Here is a 24573-nt window from a genome sequence, read left to right as displayed (position 1 = left end):
ACACCCCCGATCCCGACCCGGCGCGGAACTGGCGAACAAACAAAGTGACGTGACGTTTCGTTTACGTCAACGTCAACGAGCACCTATGTCTCAGGAAATGATTTGATTCGGGACACAAGGACGACCCATGCCGAATGACGTGCTGACCATACGGGAGATGTGCGACGCGTTTGATGTAACTGCGCGCACGCTCCGCTTTTACGAAGCGAAAGAGCTTCTTTCGCCGGTCCGCGAGGGCCAGCGCCGCCTGTTCACACGCCGCGACCGCGCGCGCCTGAAACTGATCCTACAAGGCAAGCGCTTTGGCTTCAGCCTGGAGGAAATTCGCCAGCTTCTTGACCTTTACGACCTTGGCGACAAGCGGCAAACACAGATCGCCCGCGCGTATGAACTTGCGCAGAAGCATCTAGCCGACATGATCAGCCAGCGCGATGAGCTGAACAGTGCGATCAAAGAGCTTCAAGAACAACTGAAATGGGGTGAGGAAATGCTCGCCTCAATGAAAGCCGGAAAGATCGCCGCACAATCATAAGGGAGGAACATCAATGACAACCTATACAGCCCCGAACAAGGACCTTCAGTTCCTGCTTCATGATGTTCTGAACGTATCGGGGTCCGATGTTCCCGGATATGATGAACTTGAGGCCGATTTCACCTCTGCCGTGCTGGAGGAGGCAGGCAAGATCGCGACCGACGTTCTTGAACCACTGAACGCAACCGGCGATCAGGAAGGCTGCCGGCTTGAGAACGGCGTGGTCTACACGCCCAAGGGCTTCAAGGAAGCCTTCCAGCAGATGAAGGACGGTGGCTGGACCGCGCTCGACTGCGATCCCGACTACGGCGGGCAAGGCATGCCCTACATTCTGAACACCGCAGTGGGTGAGATTTTCGTTTCGGCCAACATGGCGTTCAACATGTATCAGGGCCTGACGCACGGCGCCTACTCCGCGATCCACGCCCACGGCACGGACGAGCAAAAGCAAACCTACCTGCCGAAGATGGTCAGCTGCGAATGGACCGGCACCATGAACCTGACGGAGCCGCATTGCGGCACCGATCTGGGCCTGATGCGGACCAAGGCCGAACCGCAGGGCGACGGCAGCTACAAGATTTCTGGGCAGAAAATCTTTATCTCTGCCGGCGAACACGATTTGGCGGACAACATCATTCATCTCGTGCTGGCAAAAATTCCCGGCGGGCCGGACGGCATCAAGGGCGTCAGCCTGTTCATCGTGCCAAAGTTCATCGTGAAGGACGACGGCAGCCTTGGCGAACGGAACGGTGTTTCCGTCGGCAACATCGAACACAAGATGGGCATCCACGGCAATGCGACCTGCGTGATGAACTATGACGAGGCGACCGGCTACCTGCTAGGTGAAGAGCACAAAGGCATGCGCGCGATGTTCACGATGATGAACGAAGCGCGGCTGGGTGTCGGCCTTCAGGGTTATGCTCAGGCCGTTGCCGCCTATCAGAATGCCGTCGTCTACGCGAATGAACGACTGCAGGGCCGCGACGTGACCGGTGCGAAGAACCCGGATGGCCCCGCCGACCCGCTGATCGTCCACCCCGACATCCGCCGCAACCTGATGGACCAGAAAAGTTTCATCGAAGGTGCACGGGCCTTCGTGCTTTGGGGCGCGAACCTGATCGACCGCGGGCACAAGCTGGACGACAAGGATGCGGAAGGGCTGGTTTCCCTGATGACCCCGGTTATCAAGGGCTTCCTGACCGACATGGGCTTTGACATGACCGTTCAGGCGCAACAGGTCTACGGCGGTCACGGCTACATCGAAGAACACGGGATGAGCCAATATGTCCGCGACGCCCGCATCGCGATGATCTACGAAGGCGCGAACGGCGTTCAGGCGCTGGACCTTGTCGGGCGGAAACTAGCGCAGGATGGCGGCAAGCACGTCATGGCCTTCTTTGACATGGTGAAGACGTTCATCAAGGAAAACGAAGGCGATGAGGCGCTGAAGGCCGATTTCCTCGAACCGCTGAAATCGGCGTCGAAAGACCTACAGGCGGCAGGGATGTTCTTCATGCAGAACGGCATGAAAGACCCAAACGCGGCACTGTCCGGCTCTAACGACTTCATGCACATGTTCGGCCATGTCTGCCTAGGGCTGATGTGGGCGCGGATCGGCAAGGCGGCGCAGGCCGCGCTGAACGATGGCGCGTCTGATACGGCGTTTTACGAGTCAAAACTGGCGACCGGGCGCTACTACATGGCCCGTCATCTGCCCGCGACCAAGATGCACCTCGCGCGGATTGAATCCGGGGCCGAGACAGTCATGGCCCTACCCGCCGAAGCGTTCCAAGCTTGCGTTGTCCGGGCGCAGGTCCGGGCGACGCTTTCAGAGGAGAACGAGATGCCAAAACGCCTTCGCCTGACCCGCCGTTTCCCGGTCGCCATGACCGAAGACGGCTACCGCAACTTGCGCCGCTTCGCTGCCGAAGCCGGGTTGGATGAGGGCGAAGCGCTGTCGTTCCTGTTCGAGAATTTCAATTCCGTGACGGATCACGACAACCTTACGCATCGGCTACGCCTGTTCAACTCAGAGCTTGAGGCGCGAAAGAAATGACAGACGGCTCCTTAGGAGACCCAAGAATACCATCCGCACCCAATCGCGGTAATAGAACCAACAGGAGCACGTCGTCATGACCATCAAACTTCACTGTTTCGGAGAAAGCGGCAACGCCTACAAAGCCGCCCTGACCCTTGAGCTTGCCGACGCGGAGTGGGAGCCGGTCTTTGTCGACTTTTTCAACGGCGAAACCCGCACGCCGGAGTTTCGCGCGCTGAACGTCATGGGCGAAGTGCCGGTGATGGTCGATGGCGATGTCACGCTGTCCCAGTCCGGGGTCATCCAGGATTATGTCAGTTCCAAAACCGGCAAGCTTGGGGGCACGTCCGCCAATGAACGCCGCGAAATTCTGCGCTGGGTGTTTTTCGACAACCACAAGAATTCAGGCATGGCCGGACCGCTGCGGTTCAACATGAACTTCCTGCCCGAAGCGAAACGCAACCCGGATGTGATCGGCTTTATGTCGATGCGCCTCGCCTCCGCATTGAAGGTGCTGGATATGGGGCTTGAAGGCCGCGATTGGCTGGTCGGTGAAAACGTCACCATCGCTGATCTCGCCAACTGCGGATACCTGTTCTACCCCGAGCATTTCACCTTCAACCGTACCGATTACCCCAACATAGACGCCTGGCTTGACCGCATCGCGGCTCTACCCGGCTGGAAACCGCCCTATGATCTGATGCCCGGCAGCCCCGCTGACCGCGCATGACGAAAGGACCAACGATGACCGAAGACGCTTATATCTATGACGCCGTGCGTTCCCCTCGGGGCAAGGGCCGCAAGGATGGTGCCTTGCACGAAGTAACCTCTGTCCGGCTGTCGGCGCAGATCCTGAACGCGGTGAAAGAGCGGAACAACCTCGACACGAAGGCGGTCGAGGATGTGATCTGGGGCAACGTCACGCAGGTCAAGGAACAGGGCGGATGTCTTGCACGTTCTGCCGTTCTGGCGTCGGACTTCGATGAACAGGTGCCGGGCCTCGCCATCAATCGGTTCTGCGCATCGGGGATGGAGGCGGTCAACCTCGCCGCGAACCAGGTCCGTGGCGGGGCTGGCAACGCCTATGTCGCCGGCGGGGTTGAGATGATGGGCCGCGTGCCGATGGGCAGCGATGGTGCCGCGATTGCGGTCGATCCGACGCTGGCGATGGAGACTTATTTCGTTCCGCAGGGGATTTCTGCCGACATTATCGCGACGGAATACGGATTTTCGCGCGACGACGCGGATTCCTTCGCGGTCGAAAGCCAGAAGCGGGCAAAGGCCGCGTGGGACGACAACCGCTTTGACAAATCCATCGTGACGGTGCGCGATCAGAACGGCCTGCCGATCCTCGACCACGATGAATACATGCGCCCCGGAACCGATATGCAGTCGCTCGGCGCGCTCAAGGCATCGTTCAAGGATATGGGCGAGGTGATGCCCGGTTTCGATAACGTCGCGCTTTTGAAATACCCGCATCTTGAGCGGATCAGCCACATCCACCACGCCGGCAACTCCTCGGGTATCGTCGATGGGGCCGCCGCCGTTCTGATCGGCAACAAGGAATTCGGTGAGGCACACGGTTTGAAACCCCGCGCCCGCATCCGTGCGACGGCAAAAATCGGAACGGACCCGACGATCATGCTGACCGGGCCGGTGCCCGTGACCGAAAAGATCCTGGCCGATCACGGCATGTCGATTGACGACATTGATCTGTTTGAGGTGAACGAAGCCTTCGCGTCAGTCGTGCTGCGGTTCATGCAGGCGTTTGGCGTGGATCACGACAAGGTCAACGTGAATGGCGGGTCCATCGCGATGGGGCACCCCCTTGGCGCGACCGGTGCAATCATCATCGGCACGCTGCTGGATGAGCTTGAGCGGGCAGACAAAGAAGTCGGCCTCGCCACGCTTTGCATCGCCTCCGGCATGGGCGCCGCCACCATTATTGAGAGGGTCTGATGGGCGTCATCGACCAAACCGAGGTGCCGATCAAGACCGGGTCGATCTACCCGGAACCCTATGCCAGCGAAATGGCGGGGCGCAGTTCGCTGAGGCTTGGCGACGCGGGCGGGCTAACGCAGTTCGGCGCAAATCTGGTCATTCTGGAACCCGGCGCAAAATCTTCGCTGCGCCATTGGCACCACAACGAAGACGAATTCGTCATGGTGACCGAGGGTGAATGCACGCTGGTTCAGGATGAAGGCGAAACCCGGATGCTGCCGGGCGACTGCGCGGCATTCCCGGCGGGCGACCAGAACGGCCATCACTTCATCAACAAAACCAACGCAGCGGCGCGGTTCCTTGTCATCGGAACCCGCAAACCGCACGAAAAAGCAACCTATTCCGATGTCGATCTGGAAGTGGAACTGAAGGACGGCACCGCCACCTTCATCCACAAGGACGGCACCCCCTACACGGGAGAAAAAGCATGAGCGACTTTTCGATGAAAACAGATGCCGACGGCGTTGCCACGATCACGTGGGACACCGAAGGCAAATCCATGAATGTGATGAGCCAGCAGGGTTTTCTGGACCTCGACGCGCTGATCGACAAGGCGCTGGCGGACGACAAGATCAAGGGCGTGGTCATCACCTCTGGCAAAGACGGCAGCTTTGCCGGCGGGATGGATCTCAACATCATCGCGAAGATGAAGGAAAGCGCGGGCGACAACCCCGCCAAGGGTCTGTTCGAGGGAATCATGGCGACCCATGCGATCCTGCGAAAGATCGAACGCGCCGGGATGGACGACAAGAACAAGGGCGGCAAGCCCATCGTCGCGGCGCTGTCGGGCACGGCGCTTGGGATCGGGCTGGAAATCCCCCTCGCCTGTCACCGGATCATCGCGGCGGAGAACCCGAAGGCGAAGATCGGCCTGCCCGAAATCATGGTCGGCATTTTTCCCGGCATGGGCGGCACCACGCGCCTCGTGCGCAAGATGGGCGCGATGGCGGCGTCGCCGCTGCTGCTGGAAGGCAAGCTGAACGACCCGAAGAAAGCGAAATCCGCAGGTGTGGTGGATGAGGTCGTTCCAGCGGAAGAGTTGCTCTCGCGCGCGAAGGAATGGGTGCTGAACGCAACCGACGCGGACATCGTGAAGCCGTGGGACGCCAAGGGCTACAAGATGCCGGGGGGCGAACCTTACCACCCCGCCGGGTTCATGACCTTCGTTGGCGCCTCTGCGATGGTCACCGGCAAGACTAAAGGCGTCTACCCCGCCGCGAAAGCCCTGCTGAGTGCGGTTTATGAAGGCGCGATGGTGCCGTTTGACACGGCCCTCAAGATCGAGGCGCGTTGGTTCACCAATGTGCTGATGAACCCGTCCTCTTCGGCCATGATTCGCAGCCTGTTCATCAACAAAGAAGCACTTGAAAAAGGCGCCAACCGGCCAGAAGCGCCGGACCAGACCGTCAAGAAACTTGGCGTTCTCGGGGCCGGAATGATGGGAGCTGGCATCGCGCTGGTTTCGGCCCAGGCAGGGATCGAGATCGTGCTGATCGACGCGAAGCAAGAGGCGGCTGATAAGGGCAAATCCTACACCGCCGACTATATGGACAAGGGCATCAAGCGCGGCAAAGCAACGGAAGAGAAGAAGCAACAAATCCTCGACCGGATCACCGCGACGACCGATTACGACGCGCTGAGAGGCTGCGATCTGATTATCGAGGCGGTGTTCGAAGACCCCGGCGTGAAGGCTGAAGTCACCCAGAAAGTCGAGGCGGTCATCGGTGATGATTGCATCTTTGCGACGAACACCTCGACCCTGCCCATCTCTGAACTTGCGAAAGCGTCGAAGCGGGCAGAGCAATTCATTGGCATCCACTTCTTTTCGCCCGTTGAAAAGATGCTGCTGGTTGAGATCATCAAGGGCAAGGAGACCGGCAATACGGCGGTCGCCAAAGCGCTCGACTACGTCCGACAAATCCGCAAAACGCCAATCGTCGTCAACGACGCGCGGTTCTTCTACGCGAACCGGTGCATCATTCCCTATATCAACGAAGGTGTCCGGATGGTGCGCGAAGGGGTGGAACCCGCCCTGATCGAAAATGCGGCCAAGATGGTCGGCATGCCGCTTGGGCCGCTGCAGCTGACGGACGAAACGTCAATCGACCTCGGCGTGAAAATCGCCAAGGCGACCAAGGCCGCGATGGGCAGCGACTATGACAATGATGATGTAGACGAGGTTCTGTTCTGGCTGGCTGACGAAGGGCGACTGGGCCGGAAGGCGAATGCCGGGTTCTACAGCTATGACGACAAAGGCAAGCGTCAGGGTCTGTGGGGCGATCTGCGCGCCAAATACACCCCCTATGCCGATCAGCCTGACGTGACCGAAGTGCAGCATCGTCTACTGTTCGCGCAGGTGCTCGAAGCCGTGCGCGCGCTGGAAGAAGGCGTGCTGGAAGATATCCGCGAAGGCGACGTCGGCGCGATCCTCGGCTGGGGCTTTGCCCCGTGGTCTGGCGGGCCGTTCAGCTGGCTCGACATGATGGGCGCTGCGAAAGCGGTCGAACATTGCGATGAGTTGACAACAACCCACGGCGCACGTTTTGAGACGCCAGCGCTTCTGCGCGAAACGGCTGAGAAGGGCCAGACCTTCTACGGGCGCTTCGGCACCGACGCCAAGGCTGCATGATTATGCGGGGTTGGCCGTTACGAACTGCCAACCCCTATTCGAACCGATAGCCGAAACGTTCGACCTCATCAGTAAACAGATCGGCCACTAGCGCGATATCGGCATCATCATATGCCGCGCGATAATCCTGCGTCCGCTCGGACGAATTGACATGCGGGATGTCGAGCGTGAAGCCCAGATGCTTCTGAAGCGGGGCAATGTCCTCGGTCAAATACTCCAACCTGATGAAGTGATCGCACCGCTCCGCTCCGTTTCGGTCGCGAATATAGCTGTTGAGACCGGAGCTTCGGAATGCCTCCACCGTTTCGGGCGCATTCAGGAATGGCGAAAACCCGACCTGCTTCGACAATTCCACGGCCGGGTGATCGAAGGATTGGTCCCGCAGCCAATGATAATAGCTCACCATCCGGTCCCACGGATTGCGAACGAGAGTGAAGACAAAAAAGCTCTCAATTTCCTCCTGCGACACCAGCCCATAGATGTCTGTCAGGCGCGAGTGTTTCCAAAGCCGCCCGGAGGTCGCCATTCCCCGCACCCGCCTCCGCCGCCGAACAGCCTTCGGCGTATCGCCAAGCATGATGTCATCCTTCATCGCCCGCGCTTCGAGGGCGAGCGCGAGCGATGTGCCGCCGGTCTTTGGAATATGCACGAAGATATACCGCCGCCCGCGCGAGACAATCATACCGCCGCCTCATCCGCGCGCCCACGCAAAGCAAGAACCGCGCCGGATGCAATAATCACGGCGATGCCGACCGCACCCTGCAAATCGACCCCCTGCCCCCAGAGGATAAAGGACCAACCCGCCGCAAAAATCAGGAAGGAGTATTCGAACACGGTCACGAACGACGCCTCCCCCTGCTGATATCCTCGCGCCAATAGATCGACGGCAATCACCGACCCCACTGCCTGCACCGCGCACCAGAACAGAAAGCGCGGCGTGAGCGGTTGCCATCCTCTTAGAAGGAACCCCGGATCGCCCTCCCCCACGGGCCAGAGGGTGAATACAGTTACGCCGATAACTCCCGCCCCGCCGAGCACCAGAAAGCTGACCAGTGTCAGGGTCAGCGAATTTTCCGCCTCGCACCACGCGCGGGTTGTCAGCATCCCAAGCCCCCAGAACGCCCCGGCAAAGATTGGTGCGATGGTCAGGAAGGACAGCGCCGAGGGGTCCGGCCGCAGGATCAGCAGAACACCAACGAACCCTGCGATCATCGCAAGAAACCGCCACAACCCGACTCGGACACCGAAGAACAGTATTGAAAAGATCAGCACCCAAATTGGCGACGTGAACAGGCCCGCCGCGACTTGGGCAATCGGCAAAAGGCCGAGGCAGCCAAAATAGATCAGCATCCCAATCCCCAGGATCACGCTGCGCCCCAAGACCGGCAAAAACCGCGTCGGCCTAAGCGACACGCCCTTGATCCGCGCATAGACCACGAAAACCAAAATCGACATCGTCGTTCGGACGGCATGGAACTGCCAAAGCCCGCCATCTTCGGAAATCGGACCAAAGAAGTTGTCGATGAACCCAAGAATGCCCATCGCCATCAGGATGAACATACCGCCCTTCAATGTGTTGTTTCCGTCCATCCGGTGCCCGTATTGCGCTATCCATTCCGGCTATCGGAAACCACGAAGTGTCGCCAGCCTGCTCTTACCATGCGGATTTTTATTGCTATCGCGCGCGGGCGTGTCCTTAGATGGTCCGCACCGATGTGATATGAGGGAGGTCAATCATGGGTTGGCTCAGGGATGAAACCGGGCTGGAGAAATGTGAGGCGAACCATGTTCCGCTGACACCTCTGTCGCATCTGCGCCGCGCTGCGCAAATCTGGCCAGAGCGGGAGGCCGTGCTTTATGGCGACCACCGCGCCACATATCAGGACTATTACGACCGGGTCAGCAGGCTGGCATCGGGTTTGACCAAGCTGGGTGTCGAACCGGGCGATGTGGTCGCCACGCTGCTGCCCAATTTACCCGCGCAGGCCGAGGCGCATTTTGGCGTGCCAGCTGCCGGTGCCGTTCTCAACACCATCAACACGAGGCTTGAGGCGGATACGGTTGCTTACATCTTTGACCACGGCGAGGCCAAAGTGCTGCTTGTCGATCCGCAGTTCCTGCCGCTTGCCGAAGCCGCAATTGCGATCATGGAAGGTCCAGCACCCACGGTGATCGAGGTTGGCGATGCCCAGGCTGGCCATCCCGCCACCGGCAACTACACCGAATACGAGGATTTGCTGGCCACAGGCGATCCAGCGTTTGACTGGATCATGCCGACGGACGAATGGGAAAGCCTCGCGCTCAACTACACGTCGGGCACGACCGGGCGACCGAAGGGGGTCGTCTACCATCACCGGGGGGCTTATCTGATGACGATGGGAACGGTCGTCAGTTGGGGGCTGACGCTTTACCCGCGCTACCTGACCATCGTGCCGCTGTTCCATTGCAACGGCTGGAACCATACGTGGATGATGCCGCTGCTTGGCGGGACCATCATCTGTTGTCGCGATATCACGGCTGCGGCGGTCTATGACGCGATTGCCGATCACGGCGCGACGCATTTCGGGGGCGCACCGATTGTTCTGAACATGCTGGTCAACGCCGACGACGCGGACCGCCGCGATTTCGATCACACGGTCGAGGTTTTCACCGCAGGCGCCCCGCCCCCCGCCGCGACCCTGAAAGCGGTTGAACCGCTCGGCTTCAACGTCACGCAAGTTTATGGGCTGACCGAAACGTACGGCCACGTCACCGAATGCCTGTGGCACAGCGACCGCTGGAACGATCTGCCCGAAGACGACCGCGCCGCGATCAAGGCCCGGACCGGAATCCCCATGCCGATGATGGAGGATATTACGGTGCGCGATTCCGAAACGCTGGCGCCCGCACCGAAAGACGCGGCGACACAGGGCGAAATCATGATCCGTGGCAATTCGGTGATGAAAGGGTATCTGAAGAACCCCGACGCCACCGCCGAGGCGTTTCGCGGCGGCTACTTCCGATCCGGCGACATCGCCTATCAGTTCGAGGACGGATACATCAAAATCGCCGACCGCGCGAAGGACATCATCATTTCGGGCGGAGAGAATATTTCCTCGGTCGAGGTCGAAGGCATCCTCGCCCACCATCCCGCCGTGTCCCTCTGCGCGGTCGTTGCGAAGCCCGACGAAAAATGGGGCGAAGTGCCGTGCGCCTTCGTTGAATTGAAAGACGGCGCCGAGGCGAGCGAGGAAGAACTGATCGCCTTCGCCCGCGGAAAACTCGCCGGGTTCAAGACGCCGAAAAAGGTTGTGTTCTGCGAACTGCCAAAAACGTCGACCGGTAAGATCCAGAAATTCGAACTTCGCACGCTGGCCAAGTCGCTCTGATCATTGCCGGAGTCCGACGGCTGCTGTAACCTTCCGCACGAAGGCAGCAAAAAACAGGCAGGGCGCGTCCGGCAGCATGACGGCGCTAAAGAAATATCAACGGCTGGAATCGACCGGCCTTTGGCGGGCGTCCCCGGACAGCCAGCGGCGGGATGTTATTGTCTCATTCGGGGATGCGACGGTGGTGCTGACAGACAAGAATGATCAGGCGCTCGCGCATTGGTCCCTGCCCGCGATCACCCGGCTGAACCCCGGCACGCGTCCGGCGCTGTTTTCCCCCGATCCCGACGGCACCGAGACATTGGAACTGGAAGACGACACGATGATCCGTGCTATCGACAAGGTGCTTGCCGCCGTTGCGCGGCGCGTTCCCCGGCCCGGTCGGCTGCGCCTTTTCGCGTTCGTCGGCAGTATCGCGGCGGTGCTGGCGCTGGTGATGTTCTGGCTGCCGGGCGCGTTGGTGCAGCATACCGCGTCCGTTGTGCCGGACGTTACGAAAGCCGATATCGGCGGACGATTGCTCGACAATATCCGCAGGCTGTCGGGCGATAGTTGCAGCACGGCGAATGGCGACCGGGCGCTAAACCGATTGCGGATGCGGATCACGCCGGAAACTCGCGAACTGGTGGTCCTAAGGGCCGGTGTCGCTGAATCCGAACACCTGCCGGGCGGCTATATCCTGCTGAACCGCGGGTTGGTCGAAGATCACGAAGACCCTGCCGTCGTCGCCGGTTTTGTGCTGTCCGAAGCCGCCCGCGCCGCGCTTCGCGATCCGTTTGAACGAATGCTCTCGGCGCTGGGGCCGTACGCGACGTTCCGGTTGTTGACGACCGGCGAAATCTCGGACGAAACGCTGGCCGAATATGCAGAAAGGTTGCTTGTTACGCCGCAGATGACAGTGGCCGATGATCGGCTGCTGCTTAGCTTTGCCGACGCCGGCGTTCCATCGTCGCCCTACGCCTACGCGGTTGATATTTCGGGCGAAACCACGCTGCCGCTGATTGAGGCCGACCCCCTTAGCGGGCAGGCGGCCCCAAAACCGATTCTATCAGATGGCGATTGGATCGGCCTTCAGAACATCTGCGGCGGATAGTTACTTCGTTCCGAACATCCGGTCGCCCGCGTCGCCAAGACCCGGCACGATATAGCCGTTTTCGTTCAGTTTCTCGTCAATTGCGGCGGTGACGATCGGCACATCCGGGTGCGCCTCTTTCATCCGGGCAACCCCTTCGGGCGCGGCAAGCAGGCACATGAAAATGATATCTTTCGCGCCCGCCCCTTTCAGCAAATCAATAGCCGCGACTGAGGAGTTGCCGGTCGCAAGCATCGGGTCGACTGCGATCACCAAGCGATCTTCCATCGCCTCGGGAACCTTGAAGTAATACTGCACCGGTTGCAGCGTCTCTTCGTCCCGATACAGCCCGACAAAGCCGACACGGGCCGACGGGATCAATTCCAGAACGCCATCCAGCAGCCCATTCCCCGCCCGCAAGATCGAAATCAGCGCGAGCTTCTTGCCGTCAAGCGTCGGTGCGTCCATCGGCTCCATCGGCGTTTCGATCCGCTTTGTCGTCATCGCCAGATCGCGCGTCACCTCATAAGCGAGCAGTTGGCTGATCTCCCGCAGAAGCTGGCGGAACCCCGCCGTGGGCGTCCCTTTCTGCCGCATCAGGGTCAGCTTGTGCTGCACCAACGGATGATCGACGACTTTAACATGCTCGCTCATGAGGTTTTCTCCAGTCTCTTCAATATTTTGGCGCGGGTTTCATCGTTGCAGAACGCGGCGTTGGCGGCGGTTTCGTTCAGCGACGCGAATACGCTTTCATCCCAGCCAAAGATGTCCGCCAGGCGGTCATATTCATAGCTCATCGTGGTGTGGAAGAACGGCGGATCGTCGGTCGAAACGGTAACTTTCACGCCCCGGTCGCGCAGTTTTTCAATCGGGTGCGCATCCCAACGAGGATAGACGCCCAGCACAACGTTCGACCCCGGACAAACCTCAAGCACGATTCCGTCTTCGGCCAGTTGATCGACAAGGGCGTCGTCCTCAATCGCCCGGACGCCATGCCCGACCCGTTCGATGCCCAGTGACAGCGCATCCTTCACCGATTGGGGCCCGCCCCATTCACCCGCGTGCGCGGTGAGGCGCAGCCCGGCCTCCTTCGCCATATCAAAGGAATAGGCGAAATCCTGCGGCTTCCCGGCGTTTTCATCCCCGGCCAACCCGAACCCGACCAGCCAGTCGCCCGCCGTTTCTGCGGCGCAACGCGCGGCGGCGCGGCCTTTCTCGGGCCCGAAATGGCGGACCGCCGTAACGATGCCGCGCAAGACGATACCATCTGCACGCTCCGCCTCATCCGCGGCTTCCTGAATGGCGGCGAGGTATTCGCGCCACGCCCCGACATCACCGCCACCGCAAAAATCGGGGGACAGGAATGTTTCAGAGTAAATCACGCCATGCGCCGCGCTTTCCGCGAGCACGGCACGCGTCAGGCGGTGATAATCCTCGGGCGCTTTCAAGGTTTCGGTCGCGGCCTCATAAACCCGCAGAAAGTGAACGAAATCCGTATAGGCGTAGCCCCCGACCTCATCGAACACACCGCTCAGGTTCATCCCCTTTTCCTGTGCGAGCCCGCGGATGAAATCCGGCGGCGCGGCGCCCTCAAGGTGAAGGTGCAGTTCGACCTTCGGCATGGCGCGGACGGCGCTGTGCGAAAGGATGTTGTTGTCCTGATCGGTCATAGAAAGCTCCGTCCCGGCCCTTGCGGCGTCACGCCCAGATGAGTGGCTACGCTTGCCCCGACATCCGCAAAAGCGCAATGGCCGATTTCGCCTGAGCCTGCGCCGTGGATCAAAACCGGCACCCGTTCGCGAGTGTGGTCGGTGCCGGTCCACGTCGGATCATTGCCGTGGTCGGCTGTCAGAACCAGCAGATCACCCTGCCGTAGATTGGCGATCACCTTGCTGATCTCAGCATCGAACCATTCCAGTGCCTTTGCGTAGCCTGAAACATCGCGGCGATGCCCAAACAGGCTGTCGAACTCGACGAAATTCGCAAATGTCAGGCTGCCCTCTTCGGCGTCGCGGACGAGGTCCGTCAGATGCGACATCAAGGCCCGATCGTCGCCCTTGCGGACCTCATCAATTCCGCGTTTGGAAAAGATATCGCCAATCTTTCCAATCGCATAGACTCGCCGCCCCGAATCTTGCACCCAGTCACAAAGGGTCGGCTTGGGCGGCGCGATAGCAAAGTCGCGGCGGTTGGTCGTGCGGGTAAACCCGTCGGCTTCGGACCCGACAAACGGCCTCGCGATCACGCGACCCACTTTCATGCCGTGCAGCGTCGGGGCCATCGCTTCGCAAAGCTGTAACAGTCGATCCAGCCCGAACGTCTCTTCATGGGCGGCGATCTGGAAAACGCTGTCGGCGGAGGTGTAGCAGATCGGCCAGCCGGTTCTCATGTGCTCGGCCCCTTCCGCTTCGATAATGGCGGTGCCGGGGGCATGGCGGTTGCCGAGGATACCGTTGACATTGGCCTTGCGGCACACTTCGTCGACCAGATCGGCGGGGAAGCAGGGGGTTTCGTCAGGGAAAAAATGCCACTCCCACGGAACCGGAACGCCGGCCAGTTCCCAGTGGCCTGACGGCGTGTCCTTGCCCTTGGAGATTTCGGTCGCAGCGCCCCAACGCCCGGTCGGCGGCGCGTCGAGCCCCGGCGTCGTGTCGCCAGACGCGAGCCGCACCGACGCCCCAAGGCCAAGCGCGTCCAGTGTCGGAATGTGCAGCGGCCCACTACGCCCATCCTCCGCGCGTCCTTCGGCGCAGGCTTGGGCGATATGCGCGACCGTGTTCGCCCCGGTATCCGGTGTCTTGCCATTAAAGAACTGGTCCGCATCCGGCGCGCCGCCGCAACCGACTGAATCCAGAACAACCAAAAAAGCGCGGGTCATGCAGAAACCCTTTTGTAGATGAGTGGCGGGATCTCGGGATCATCAGCGAACGAAAACGCCGCCGAAACCGCCTTCGCGGCCGCGTTCGCCTGATCGTCGTTTGCGGCGTAGATTTGCGCAAGTGGCACGCCCTCATCAACTTGCGCGCCGATCCGGGCGATGTTCGACAGCCCGACAGACGGGTCAATCACGTCGCCGCCTTTCAATCGCCCGCCGCCGAGGTGCACGACGGCAAGGCCGAGGGCTTTGGTATCAATCGCAGCGATCTGCCCGCCGGATTGCGCGGGGACATCGACGGTCACGGCGGCCTTCGGCAACACATCTTGCCAGACTTCTGAAATCGCTGTCGGCCCGCCCAACGCGGCGATCATCTGGTCAAACCGCTCCATCGCGCGACCATCGGTCAAGGTGGCCCGTATCGCGCCGCCGCCCGCCTCCGCATCGGTCGCCAACCGACCCGCCGCCAAAAGCTCCCCACCCAAGGCGCACGTCAATTCCGCCAGCGGTGTGTCGACGTCGCCTGACAGGGCTTTCATGCAGTCGGCCACCTCTACCGCGTTTCCGGCTGAGGGGGCCAATGGTTGGCTCATATCCGTCACCAAGGCGGTCGTCGGACACCCAGCCCCGTTTGCGGTCGTAACCAGCGCTTGCGCCAGTTTTTCGGCAGCCTCCAACGACTCCATAAACGCGCCGGAGCCGGTCTTCACGTCAAGCACCAAGCCCTCAAGTCCCGCGGCGAGCTTCTTTGACAGGATCGACGCCGTGATCAGATCGATACTCTCGACCGTGCCTGTAATATCGCGGATGGCGTAAAGCCGTTTGTCGGCGGGCGCGACATCAGCGCTCGCGCTGACGATTGCGCAGCCAACATCCGCGACGATCTGACGAAAGCGATCTTCGGAAACTTCGGTTTGAACGCCCGGTATCGCCTCAAGCTTATCAAGTGTCCCGCCCGTGTGCCCCAACCCACGACCGGAGATCATTGGAACATAGGCCCCGCAGGCCGCTAGTGCCGGGGCGAGGATCAGCGAGGTGCAATCGCCAACCCCGCCCGTCGAGTGTTTGTCGATGACCGGGCCGGGCAAGTCCCACGACAAAACGTCGCCGCTGTCTCGCATCGCTTCGGTCAGCGCGACGCGGCCATCATTTCCGATACCGTTCAGCAAAACCGCCATCGCGAAGGCGCCCGCTTGGGCGTCCGTCACTTCGCCCGAGGCAAGCCCCCGTGCGACCCACGTGAGTTCGTCGGCAGACAACGACCCGCCGTCCCGCAATTGCGCAATGATCGCGCGCGCATCCATCGTCAGCCGTTCCCCATGTGGTCTGCGGCAAAGCGCCCCGGTAGCAATTCGGCCACTGTCAGGGTTGCACTTTGGCCCGCAGTCGTTGCCATCGTCACAACCACGTCGCCATCTGCGAATTCGGCCAACTTTTGACGACACCCGCCGCAAGGCGGCACTGGCGACGGGCTGTCGGCAATCACCGCGACCTCGGCAATCCGCGTCTCGCCCGCAGCCACCATTGCTGCAATCGCACCCGCCTCGGCACAGGTTCCTTCGGGATAGGCAACGTTTTCGACGTTACAGCCGGAAAAGACCGCGCCCGTTGTCGTGCGCAGCGCCGCCCCGACCTTGAACCGGGAATACGGGGCATGGGCGTTTTCGCGCACCGCGCGGGCGGCATCCAACAATGGCATAGACGGCTCCTTTGATATCTCGCCAAATTTGCGCGTCGCGGCGGTGTGATGCAAGGCGTCAGTTGGCATAGCAGATCCCCTGCGCCAATTTCGGTCATTTTCAGCCTGACTTTATTGTGCTTAATAAACGGGCGGCGCACCGCACAGCCGGACCACCGCTGGTCACGCTGCGACGAAAACAACAAACTGGGGGACATAATATGGCGGATGAGGAACAGAGCAGCTTGCGGCAGGCCGCGCTTGATTACCACGAGTTTCCCAAGCCCGGTAAGCTTGAAATCCGCGCGACCAAGCCGATGGCGAACGGGCGTGACCTGGCCCGGGCCTATTCCCCCGGCGTCGCCGAAGCCTGCCTTGAGATCAAATCCGAGCCCGACACCGCCAGCCGCTATACCGCGCGCGGTAATCTTGTGGGCGTCGTGTCGAACGGCACGGCTGTTCTTGGCCTCGGCAATATCGGCGGGCTGGCGTCGAAACCGGTGATGGAGGGCAAGGCCGTCCTGTTCAAGAAATTCGCCAGTATCGACTGCTTTGACATCGAGTTGCAGGAATCCGACCCCGAACGCGTGGCCGAAATCGTCTGCGCGATGGAGCCGACCTTCGGCGCGATCAACCTTGAAGACATCAAGGCGCCGGATTGCTTTATCGTCGAAAAAATCTGCCGGGAACGGATGAATATCCCCGTGTTTCACGACGATCAGCACGGCACGGCGATTGTCGTCGGTGCCGCCGCGACCAACGCGCTTGAAGTGGCGGGCAAGAAATTCTCGGACATCAAGGTCGTCTCAACCGGCGGCGGGGCGGCGGGGATTGCCTGCCTGAACATGCTGCTGAAGCTCGGCGTCAAGCGCGAGAACGTCTGGCTCTGCGATATTGCGGGCCTGGTCTATGATGGCCGGACAGAGGAGATGACCGACCAAAAGGCCGACTTCGCCCAGAAATCCGATCTACGGACGCTGGATGACGTGATCGAAGGGGCCGATCTGTTCCTTGGGCTGTCCGGCCCCGGCGTGCTGAAGTCCGACATGGTCGCCAAGATGGCCGACCGCCCGATCGTCTTTGCGCTTGCCAACCCGACGCCGGAGATCATGCCGGATGAGGTCCGCGCAATCGCGCCGGACGCGATAATCGCGACGGGGCGATCAGACTATCCCAATCAGGTCAATAACGTCCTGTGTTTCCCGTTCATTTTCCGCGGCGCACTGGATGTCGGTGCGACGGAAATCAACGATGACATGCAGATCGCCTGCGTCGACGGGATCGCGGCACTCGCCCGCGCGACGACCAGTGCGGAGGCTGCGGCGGCCTATAAAGGAGAGCGTATGTCGTTCGGCGCCGACTATCTGATCCCCAAACCATTCGATCCCCGTCTGATGGGCGTCGTCGCAAGTTCGGTTGCAGAGGCGGCGATCAAATCCGGTGTGGCCAAGCGCCCGGTTGAGGATTTAGCGGCTTACAAAGCAAAGCTCGACAGTTCGGTCTTCCGCTCTGCCCTAATCATGCGCCCGGTGTTTGAAGCGGCGGCGACAGCATCCCGCCAGATCGTGTTTACCGAGGGTGAGGATGAACGCGTCCTGCGCGCGGCCAACGCAATGCTGGAAGAAACCATCGACAAGCCGATCCTGATCGGTCGGCCAGAGGTCATCGACCGCCGCTGCGAGCGCGCGGGGCTGAAAATCCGACCCTCGAAGGATTTTGAAATCGTAAACCCCGAAAACGATCCGCGCTATCGGGATTACTGGGGCACCTATCATGAGGTGATGGAGCGGCGCGGCGTGACACCCGACCTCGCCAAAGCCATCATGCGGACGAACACGACCGCGATTGGCGCGGTCATGGTCTACCGCGAAGAGGTGCACAGTATGATCTGCGGGACGTTCGGCCAATATCTTTGGCACCTCAACTACATCAGCGAAGTCCTTGGCACTGATGAACTGCACCCGGTCGGCGCACTTAGCCTGATGGTGCTTGAGGACGGCCCACTTTTCGTCGCCGACACCCATGTTCACGCCGACCCGTCGCCGGAACAGCTTGCCGAAACCGTCTGTTCAACCGCCCGCCATGTCCGCCGCTTTGGGGTGGAGCCGAAAGTCGCGCTTTGCTCAAACTCTCAGTTCGGGAACCTCGACAGTAAATCGGGCGCGGTGATGCGCGACGCGCTGACTATCCTGAACAACAAGGGTGTGGATTTTGAATATGAAGGCGAGATGCACACCGATGCCGCGCTTGACGCCGAACTACGCGCGCGGATTTTCCCATCGTCCCGCCTGACGGGCACCGCGAACACACTCATTTTCGCAAATACCGACGCCGCCAGCGCGACGCGCAACATCCTCAAGATGAAAGCGAACGGGCTGGAAGTCGGACCGATTTTGATGGGCATGGGTAATCGCGCGCATATCGTAACGCCGTCGATTACGGCCCGCGGTTTGCTGAATATGTCTGCGGTCGCGGGGACTCCGGTTTCTCATTACGGCTGAAAATAGTGCCGAGGCTAGCGCCAGCCGCGACGGAGCGGCGCAGTCCGGGGGTTTGTCGCGCTGTGCACACGCTTAGAGAATAACGAAATACCGTGGGAGGAATTTCGATGACATATGATGATCTTTACACCTCGTGGAAGCAGGACCCGGATGCGTTCTGGATGGACGCTGCCCAGACAATCGACTGGGACACGCCGCCGACGAAGGCGCTGTTTGACGACAACGCCCCGCTATACGAGTGGTTCTCTGACGCGAAGGTCAACACCTGCTACAACGCCGTGGATCGCCACGTCGAGGCAGGCCATGGCGACCGGACTGCGATCATCTATGACAGCCCCGTCACCAGCACCCGTCACGCGATCAGCTATGCGGAGCTGCAGTTGCGCGTCGCCTCGCTCGCCGGGGCGTTGCGCGCCAAAGGTGTCGAAAAGGGCGACCGCGTCATCATCTACATGCCAATGGTTCCCCAAGCGCTTGAGGCAATGCTGGCCTGCGCGCGGCTAGGCGCGATCCATTCGGTCGTTTTCGGCGGCTTCGCGGCAAGCGAACTGGCCGTTCGGATCGACGACGCAAAACCAAAGGCGATCATCGCCGCCTCCTGCGGGATCGAACCGGGCCGGGTTGTGCATTATAAGCCGCTGCTTGATGGGGCGATTGAAGAAGCGACCCACAAGCCGGATTTCTGCGTCATCTTCCAGCGCGAACAGGAAGTCGCGAAGCTGGAGGAAGGCCGCGACTTTGACTGGCACTCTTTCCAATATGGTGTGGAATCCGCCGAGTGCGTCCCGGTTGAGGGCAATCATCCCGCCTATATCCTTTATACCTCCGGCACGACGGGCGCGCCGAAAGGTGTGATCCGCCACACCGCCGGGCAGTTGGTCGCGCTCAACTGGACGATGAAATATATCTACAATGTCGAGCCCGGCGACGTGTTCTGGGCCGCGTCCGACGTCGGCTGGGTCGTCGGGCACAGCTACATCTGCTACGGCCCCCTGATTAACGGCAACACAACCATCGTGTTTGAAGGTAAGCCGGTCGGCACCCCGGACGCTGGAACCTTTTGGCGCGTCATTCAGGAACATGGCGTCAAAAGCCTGTTCACCGCGCCGACCGCCTTCCGGGCGATCAAGCGCGAAGACCCGACGGGTGAGTTCCTGAAGAAATACGACCTATCGAGCCTCGAGTCCCTGTTCCTTGCAGGGGAGCGCGCAGACCCCGACACGATCGAATGGGCGCAGGATCAACTCGGCGTTCCGGTGATCGACCACTGGTGGCAGACGGAAACAGGCTGGGCCATCGCCGCGAACCCGCTGGGGGTCGAGGCGCTGCCGGTCAAGGTCGGCTCCCCCTCCGTCGCGATGCCGGGTTATGACGTTCAGATTCTTGACGAAGGCGGCCATCCGATGCCCGCTGGCGAACTCGGCGCTATCGCGATCAAGCTGCCGCTACCGCCGGGCACGCTGCCGAACCTCTGGAACGCCGAAGACCGCTATCGCAAAAGTTACCTGGAACATTTTCCCGGTTATTACGAAACCGGCGATGCGGGCTATATTGACGAAGACGGATACCTCTACATCATGGCGCGGACGGACGACGTGATTAACGTCGCCGGACACCGCCTGTCGACCGGTGCGATGGAAGAAGTGCTCGCCGGGCACCCGGATGTCGCGGAATGCGCCGTGATCGGCGTCTCCGATCCGCTGAAGGGGCAGCTGCCGATGGGATTCCTATGCCTCAACACCGGGGCGGATCGGGCGAAGGACGATGTTATCAACGATTGCGTCACCCGCGTGCGGGAGAAGATCGGGCCAGTTGCCGCGTTCAAGCTGGCAGTGGTCGTTGATCGCCTGCCCAAAACACGATCCGGCAAGATCCTGCGGGCAACGATGGTCAAGATCGCGGACGGCGAAGATTACAAAATGCCAGCAACAATCGACGAACCCGCAGTGCTTGACGAAATCAAGGGCTCGTTGGCCCAGGTGGGCTACCCCAAAGCGGGATAGGCCGCCGCGTCACTTCCGCGAAGCGGGTGCGTGACACTTGATTTATTGGCCGCAATGAAGGCACTGTGGCCAAAATCTTGTTTCGACGTATTTATTTGATGACACCCGCTATGGCCGCACACCCCTTTCGAACGGATGGCCGCCCTTATGCGAGGGCGGCAACGTGACCGAGTTCAGCGGTCGTGATGTTGAACCGGTGTCCGAAGACGCCAAGCGGCTAAACTTGCTGACCCACGATATTCGATCCGCGGTGTTCGACGTGATCGGCGGCTTGCGGCAGGTCGATTACACCAAGGTCGACGCCGAAACCCAGTTGCAATTGGAGCGTATCCGCACGTCGGGCGAAGTTCTCGCGCGCCTCGTCGAAGACGCGCTCAACATCGTGACGGATGGCCTGCCGGGGTCGGAGTCCGTCTTTGCGAACCTGCACCTGCATCGGCTACTGAAAGACGTGGAACTTCGCTGGGCCGGCCGCGCGCAGGAGCTTGGACTGACCTTCGGGCTGGATTTGGCAGAGGATGTTCCCGCCGTCATCTCAACCGACCGGCTGGGGCTGGAACGTATCCTGTCAAACCTCCTCAGCAACGCGCTGAAATACACCGAAGCGGGCAAAGTCTGGATGAGCGCGAGCCGCGTTGACGGCGACAAGCTGTGTTTCACCGTGACCGACAACGGCCCCGGCTTTTCAGAAGAAGCGATTTCGCAACTTTACGAATTTCAGGGCCGCCCGGAAAACACCGGCAAACCCGGCACCGGGTTGGGCCTGCATATCGCGAAAGACATCGCCGACAGGATGGGCGGCACGATCTCGGTCGAGAATAACGATCAGGGGGCGACGGTGACGCTGACGCTTCCGGCGAAGGCGTGGAACTTTGCGGCGTCGGTTGAGGGCAATCAATCCATTCCCGACCTGTCCGACATCCGCGTTCTGGTGGCGGAAGACAACGAGACCAATCAGTTGATCGTCGCGCAGATGTTGCAGGTGATGGGCGCGGAATACGAAATTGCCGCCGATGGCGTCGACGCACTGAACTGGCTTGAGCGGGAGAATTTCGACGTCGCCCTGATCGACATCGACATGCCCTTGTTGTCCGGGCTTGAGGTGATGCGCCACATCCGCGCCCAACGCCCGCCTTTGCGCGATCTGCCGATCCTTGCGGTTACGGCGTTTGTCCTGCGGTCCAACCGGGACGCGATCTTTGACGCGGGGGCGGACCGAATACTCGCCAAGCCGATCCTTAGCATTGATGCGTTCGGGCAATCCATCGCGGCGCTTTTGTTTGCGGCTGGTAAGGCTCCGCCACCGCTGCGGACCGCGCCCGAGAATGTTGAACTTGATGAAGATCGCTTTCGCCGCCTTCTGGACATCGCCGGACCTGCCGGGGCCAAAGAACTTTTGACCCGTCTGCACAACGACCTTGGCAATGTCAGCGCCCACATGGCCCGCGCGATCAAGGAACTTGACCAGGTGGAACTGCGCGGCCAGACTCATGTCCTGATCTCATTGTCGGGTGCGGTTGGGGCGGATCGTCTGCAACGGCAGGCTGAGGCGCTGAACGCCGCCGCACACCGATTGGACGAAAGCGCCGTGCTGACATTGGGTCAGGAGGCAGACAAATGTCTGCGTCAACTGATTGACCGTATCGCGTCAGAGCTGGAGGGAACCGATGGCGGGTGAGGCAACCCAGCCCCTGCTGTTGATTGAGGACACGCCGTCCCTGCAAATGGTCTATGAGACTGTTCTGAAAAACGCAGGCTACACCGTTGTGACCGAAGGCGACGCGGCGGGCGGGTTGAACCGCTTTCTGGAACTGCGCCCGCATGTCGTTCTGCTTGATCTGATGCTACCGGATCGCGACGGGCTGGACCTGATGAAAGACTGCCTTGCCGCCCACCCCGAGGCCCGGATTATCGTGATTACCGCGAATGGATCAATCAATCGCGCGGTTGAGGCGATGCGCGCGGGCGCACATGAATTCCTGCTTAAACCCTTCAATGAACAGCATTTTCTGAACGCGATCGAAAACGCGCGCTTTGACGCGGCGCGCCGGTCGGAGAATGCAGGCGCCATGACCAACGGCGGTGATCTGATCAAGGGCTTTATCGGCTCATCAGGCACGATGAAGCAGGTCTACGGCAATATCCGCACCGTCGCGCCATCGATGGCGACCGTGTTCATCACCGGCGAAAGCGGCACAGGTAAAGAGATTTGCGCGCAGGCCGTTCACGATCTTTCCGACCGGGTGCGCGGGCCGTTCGTGCCGCTGAACTGTGGGGCCATCCCGTCGGACCTGTTGGAGTCCGAAGTCTTCGGCCACCTGCGCGGATCGTTCACCGGTGCCATTGCCGACAAACCCGGCGCAGCGGCAGCGGCAGATGGCGGGACGCTGTTCCTCGATGAAATATGCGAGATGGACCTGAACCTGCAAACCAAACTGCTACGGTTCCTTCAGACATCCATGATCAACCCGGTCGGGTCAGTACGACCGCGCAAGGTCAACGTCCGTATCGTCTGCGCCACGAACCGCGATCCGCTGGAACAGGTGCGCCGCGGCGCTTTTCGCGAAGACCTCTATTACCGCCTGCACGTGGTTCCGATCCACCTGCCCCCGCTTCGGGATCGCGGCGATGATATCATCGAACTCGCCGAAAGTGCGCTCAGGCAATATTCGCATGAGGAGGGGCGCGACTTCACCGCCCTGTCACCGGATGTTAAGGAGCTGTTCCGCCGCCTCAGCTGGCCCGGCAATGTTCGCCAATTGATGAACGTGATCCGCAATGTCGTTGTCCTGAACAACGGGCAAGTGCTGACCCGGTCCATGCTGCCCACGGATATTCTTGAGGCTGGCGGCGGCGTCGCGCATAGCGAACCTGCGGCGGCGCAGCCGAGCGGGACCCCGGCAACAGTCGATGAACTTGTCGGCAAAACCCTGCACGAAATCGAACAATTGGTGATCGAGGAAACCATCGCGCGATACGGCGGCAGCGTGCCAAAGGCCGCGCGTGTGCTGGATGTTTCGCCCTCGACTCTCTACCGTAAGCGCGCAAGCTGGTCGCGGAATCGGACCTGAGCGCTAGACGAACTGTTCTCGGATCAGGCGTTCTTCCAACCCATGTCCCGGATCGAACAGAATGCGGTGGGCAATTGTCGGCTCACTTTGAATTTCGACAAGCACCACATTACGCACCGAACGACTGTCCGCGTCGGCCATCACCGGGCGTTTTTCAGGCTCCAACACCTCAATCTTCACTTGGGCGGTTTTCGGCAACAGCGCCCCGCGCCAGCGTCGGGGCCGGAAGGCGGCCATCGCCGTCAGGGCGAGCACATCCGCCCCAATCGGCAGGATAGGTCCGTGCGCGGAGTAGTTATAGGCCGTCGATCCCGCGGGCGTGCAAAGAAGCGCACCGTCACACACGAGTTCGGGCATCCGCAGTCGCCCATCAACGCTGATCTTTAGCTTGGCCGCCTGTGGACCAGCCCGCAGCAAGGACACTTCGTTGATCGCGAGGGCGGAGTGTTCCGTTCCATCCTTGACAACCGCGCGCATCCGAAGGGGGTTTACGACCTCCTCCTCCGCCTGCTCAAGCCGATCCAGCAACGCATCTTCGGCATATTCGTTCATCAGGAACCCGACGGTGCCACGGTTCATCCCGTAAACGGGCGTCGTCAGATGCTGCGTGTCGTGAAGCGTCTGAAGCATGAAGCCATCGCCACCCAACGCGACAATCACATCCGCATTTTCGGGCGCATGATCGCCAAACCGCGCCTTGAGGGTCGCGACACTGTCCTGCGCCATTTCGACGGGACTGGCGGCAAAGGAAATTTTCATCGGGATGGTCGTGATCCTGCAACTCCTGTCGCTAAACACTCGCCTG

At 60.7% G+C, this 24573-nt stretch carries 20 protein-coding genes; 12 read left to right on the top strand and 8 right to left on the bottom strand.

The window, feature by feature from the left end:
* The first annotated feature begins 127 nt into the window (after window positions 1–127).
* From ACEWPJ_RS04580 to ACEWPJ_RS04555, 6 genes are all read left to right on the top strand, one after another.
* Window positions 128–532 (top strand): MerR family transcriptional regulator, encoded by a 405-nt coding sequence (locus ACEWPJ_RS04580; RefSeq protein WP_416511251.1) that lies wholly within the window; start codon window positions 128–130, stop codon window positions 530–532.
* A 13-nt stretch (window positions 533–545) separates the two neighbouring features.
* Window positions 546–2588, top strand: coding sequence for an acyl-CoA dehydrogenase C-terminal domain-containing protein (locus ACEWPJ_RS04575; RefSeq protein WP_416511249.1), 2043 nt, complete (start codon window positions 546–548; stop codon window positions 2586–2588).
* Between the two features lie 76 nt (window positions 2589–2664).
* Window positions 2665–3300 (top strand): glutathione S-transferase family protein, encoded by a 636-nt coding sequence (locus tag ACEWPJ_RS04570; RefSeq protein ID WP_416511248.1) that lies wholly within the window; start codon window positions 2665–2667, stop codon window positions 3298–3300.
* Between the two features lie 14 nt (window positions 3301–3314).
* Window positions 3315–4529: an acetyl-CoA C-acetyltransferase gene (locus tag ACEWPJ_RS04565; RefSeq protein ID WP_416511246.1), complete on the top strand. Its 1215-nt coding sequence runs from the start codon at window positions 3315–3317 to the stop codon at window positions 4527–4529.
* Window positions 4529–5002: a cupin domain-containing protein gene (locus tag ACEWPJ_RS04560; protein WP_416511245.1), complete on the top strand. Its 474-nt coding sequence runs from the start codon at window positions 4529–4531 to the stop codon at window positions 5000–5002. Before ACEWPJ_RS04565 ends, ACEWPJ_RS04560 begins: the two co-directional genes overlap by 1 nt.
* A complete protein-coding gene (locus ACEWPJ_RS04555; protein ID WP_416511243.1) occupies window positions 4999–7200 on the top strand; it encodes a 3-hydroxyacyl-CoA dehydrogenase NAD-binding domain-containing protein in 2202 nt (733 codons plus the stop codon). The genes ACEWPJ_RS04560 and ACEWPJ_RS04555 overlap by 4 nt, the downstream gene beginning before the upstream one ends.
* A 34-nt stretch (window positions 7201–7234) precedes the next feature.
* Here the strand turns inward: ACEWPJ_RS04555 and ACEWPJ_RS04550 are convergent, their stop codons facing one another.
* Together ACEWPJ_RS04550 and ACEWPJ_RS04545 are read right to left on the bottom strand one after the other, a co-directional pair.
* Window positions 7235–7882, bottom strand: a complete 648-nt coding sequence (locus tag ACEWPJ_RS04550) for a sulfotransferase family 2 domain-containing protein (protein WP_416511242.1) — start codon at window positions 7880–7882, stop codon at window positions 7235–7237.
* Entirely contained in the window at window positions 7879–8790 is a 912-nt protein-coding gene (locus tag ACEWPJ_RS04545; protein WP_416511241.1) for a DMT family transporter, read from the bottom strand. Before ACEWPJ_RS04545 ends, ACEWPJ_RS04550 begins: the two co-directional genes overlap by 4 nt.
* 146 nt (window positions 8791–8936) lie before the next feature.
* Here ACEWPJ_RS04545 and ACEWPJ_RS04540 point away from each other — a divergent pair, with 146 nt between their 5' ends.
* Together ACEWPJ_RS04540 and ACEWPJ_RS04535 are read left to right on the top strand one after the other, a co-directional pair.
* A complete protein-coding gene (locus tag ACEWPJ_RS04540; RefSeq protein ID WP_416511239.1) occupies window positions 8937–10568 on the top strand; it encodes an AMP-binding protein in 1632 nt (543 codons plus the stop codon).
* A 76-nt stretch (window positions 10569–10644) separates the two neighbouring features.
* Window positions 10645–11661 carry a hypothetical protein gene (locus tag ACEWPJ_RS04535; protein WP_416511238.1) on the top strand — a complete coding sequence of 339 codons (1017 nt, stop codon included), beginning with the start codon at window positions 10645–10647 and terminating at the stop codon, window positions 11659–11661.
* Here the strand turns inward: ACEWPJ_RS04535 and upp are convergent, their stop codons facing one another.
* The 5 genes from upp to ACEWPJ_RS04510 are packed head-to-tail and all read right to left on the bottom strand — an operon-like array spanning window position 11662 to window position 16214.
* Entirely contained in the window at window positions 11662–12294 is a 633-nt protein-coding gene (gene upp, locus ACEWPJ_RS04530; RefSeq protein ID WP_416511236.1) for a uracil phosphoribosyltransferase, read from the bottom strand.
* Window positions 12291–13310, bottom strand: coding sequence for an adenosine deaminase (locus ACEWPJ_RS04525; RefSeq protein ID WP_416511234.1), 1020 nt, complete (start codon window positions 13308–13310; stop codon window positions 12291–12293). Before ACEWPJ_RS04525 ends, upp begins: the two co-directional genes overlap by 4 nt.
* The gene (locus ACEWPJ_RS04520) at window positions 13307–14518 is read right to left on the bottom strand and encodes a phosphopentomutase (protein WP_416511233.1); all 1212 of its coding nucleotides are present in this window, start codon (window positions 14516–14518) and stop codon (window positions 13307–13309) included. Before ACEWPJ_RS04520 ends, ACEWPJ_RS04525 begins: the two co-directional genes overlap by 4 nt.
* Window positions 14515–15819, bottom strand: coding sequence for a thymidine phosphorylase (locus tag ACEWPJ_RS04515; protein WP_416511232.1), 1305 nt, complete (start codon window positions 15817–15819; stop codon window positions 14515–14517). The genes ACEWPJ_RS04520 and ACEWPJ_RS04515 overlap by 4 nt, the downstream gene beginning before the upstream one ends.
* 2 nt (window positions 15820–15821) lie before the next feature.
* Entirely contained in the window at window positions 15822–16214 is a 393-nt protein-coding gene (locus tag ACEWPJ_RS04510; RefSeq protein WP_416511230.1) for a cytidine deaminase, read from the bottom strand.
* 200 nt (window positions 16215–16414) lie between these two features.
* On the opposite strand from ACEWPJ_RS04510, the gene ACEWPJ_RS04505 reads away from it, so the two are divergent.
* The 4 genes from ACEWPJ_RS04505 (at window position 16415) to ACEWPJ_RS04490 (ending at window position 23768) form a co-directional block, all read left to right on the top strand.
* Complete coding sequence (locus ACEWPJ_RS04505) at window positions 16415–18694, top strand: NADP-dependent malic enzyme (protein WP_416511229.1); 2280 nt, start codon at window positions 16415–16417, stop codon at window positions 18692–18694.
* Between the two features lie 107 nt (window positions 18695–18801).
* Window positions 18802–20697: a propionate-CoA ligase PrpE gene (gene prpE, locus ACEWPJ_RS04500; protein ID WP_416511228.1), complete on the top strand. Its 1896-nt coding sequence runs from the start codon at window positions 18802–18804 to the stop codon at window positions 20695–20697.
* A 163-nt stretch (window positions 20698–20860) separates the two neighbouring features.
* Window positions 20861–22375, top strand: coding sequence for an ATP-binding protein (locus ACEWPJ_RS04495; RefSeq protein WP_416511226.1), 1515 nt, complete (start codon window positions 20861–20863; stop codon window positions 22373–22375).
* The gene (locus tag ACEWPJ_RS04490; protein WP_416511224.1) at window positions 22365–23768 is read left to right on the top strand and encodes a sigma-54-dependent transcriptional regulator; all 1404 of its coding nucleotides are present in this window, start codon (window positions 22365–22367) and stop codon (window positions 23766–23768) included. Before ACEWPJ_RS04495 ends, ACEWPJ_RS04490 begins: the two co-directional genes overlap by 11 nt.
* Before the next feature lie 3 nt (window positions 23769–23771).
* On the opposite strand, the gene ACEWPJ_RS04485 is transcribed toward ACEWPJ_RS04490, so the two are convergent.
* On the bottom strand, window positions 23772–24527 hold the full coding sequence (locus ACEWPJ_RS04485; RefSeq protein ID WP_416511223.1) for an NAD kinase: 756 nt from the start codon (window positions 24525–24527) through the stop codon (window positions 23772–23774).
* Between the last annotated feature and the right edge of the window lie 46 nt (window positions 24528–24573).

Origin of the sequence: Aliiroseovarius sp. YM-037 (assembly GCF_048060095.1) — a bacterium.
Classification (GTDB): Bacteria; Pseudomonadota; Alphaproteobacteria; order Rhodobacterales; family Rhodobacteraceae; genus JBLUOA01.
This window is presented reverse-complemented; position numbering and strand designations above follow the sequence as displayed.